Here is a 1,101-nt window from a genome sequence, read left to right as displayed (position 1 = left end):
GAGCCGCCGAAAGCGGCGAAGCGCATACAGTCCTGTTATGCGAAGTGGGGGCGTACAAATATTTTCTAAATTTTAAAACCTAAGCCTAGTGTAAATGCATTATTCATTGTAAAATGTTTCCTAAAAATAAATTCACTTTGATATGCAGCCAGAATGTTGAAATACTTTCCAAATGAGTACTCAAAGCCTAAATGCGTATAAATCCCAAATGGATTGTCCCCGCCCTGTTGTAAATTTATATATCCAACTGTTCCTATGCCCATATTAAAGTATTTAAACAAAATCTGTTCAATAAATAACCCTGTGCCTAAATATGACAAGGCATTGTCACCGGTAAAATTCAAATGGTCAATTTTTACGCCATATCGTTGAAATTCATTTGCAAAAAGCAGTATTTTCATTCCATAATCATAAGATAAACCTTTCATGTCACTGGATGAAAAATAACCGATTGAAGCATTGGGGCGTAATAATACAGTCTGACCATATACAGTTACAGATATTGCCATAAATATTAGAATAACACATATCTTTTTCATAACTTCCTCCTACCAGGATATTGCTTTTTGTGGACATTCCATTGCACACTTCATGCACTGAATACATTCAGTCCCATTTTCACGGCTGAAATTATTATTTAACATATCAACATTCATTGGGCATATCTTTTTACATATATTGGATTTTTTGTATCTTTAGGCATTGCGTTAGTAATAGCACGGTATAAAAATGCAAGGATATTTATTCAATTTTGTGTTGGGCTATATATGCTTGTTTTTCTGGGCTTAATTAAACATGAAAATATGCAAATCGAAGGGTTCTTCTACTATGTATTCATAGGCGTATTTGAAGCGGCGGCAATACATTATCTAGTCGCAAAAATTGGCGGCCCAATTATTTTTGGAAGGGGTTGGTGCGGTTATGCCTGCTGGACGGCAATGATACTTGATTTGTTGCCTTACAAAAAGCCTGAGAAACCCAGGATTAAAAATTTAGGATTGCTGCGTATAGCCGTTTTTATAATATCTTTTGCATATTTTTGCATAATATACTTTCTTTACAGAGAGTCAATAGAAAATATTATGTTCACTAGCTTTATAG

General features: G+C 34.4%; 2 protein-coding genes and 1 pseudogene. 1 reads left to right on the top strand and 2 read right to left on the bottom strand.

The genetic code is table 11. The features are described 5' to 3' along the window. Nucleotides 1–65: 65 nt before the first annotated feature. Together ACYVRH_RS13110 and ACYVRH_RS13105 are read right to left on the bottom strand one after the other, a co-directional pair. Entirely contained in the window at nucleotides 66–539 is a 474-nt protein-coding gene (locus ACYVRH_RS13110; RefSeq protein ID WP_461257341.1) for a hypothetical protein, read from the bottom strand. Between the two features lie 9 nt (nucleotides 540–548). After that, entirely contained in the window at nucleotides 549–665 is a 117-nt protein-coding gene (locus ACYVRH_RS13105) for a 4Fe-4S binding protein (RefSeq protein ID WP_461257342.1), read from the bottom strand. 102 nt (nucleotides 666–767) lie between these two features. Here ACYVRH_RS13105 and ACYVRH_RS13100 point away from each other — a divergent pair. Further along, nucleotides 768–1,101 (top strand): annotated as a pseudogene (locus ACYVRH_RS13100) (hypothetical protein); the annotation flags it as partial.

The sequence above is a fragment of the Treponema sp. R80B11-R83G3 genome (assembly GCF_054786115.1).
This window is presented reverse-complemented; position numbering and strand designations above follow the sequence as displayed.

Bases quoted from the DNA above. Each gene is read 5' to 3' on its own strand.
- ACYVRH_RS13110 (WP_461257341.1), bottom strand. From the start codon at position 539: ATGAAAAAGATATGTGTTATTCTAATATTTATGGCAATATCTGTAACT.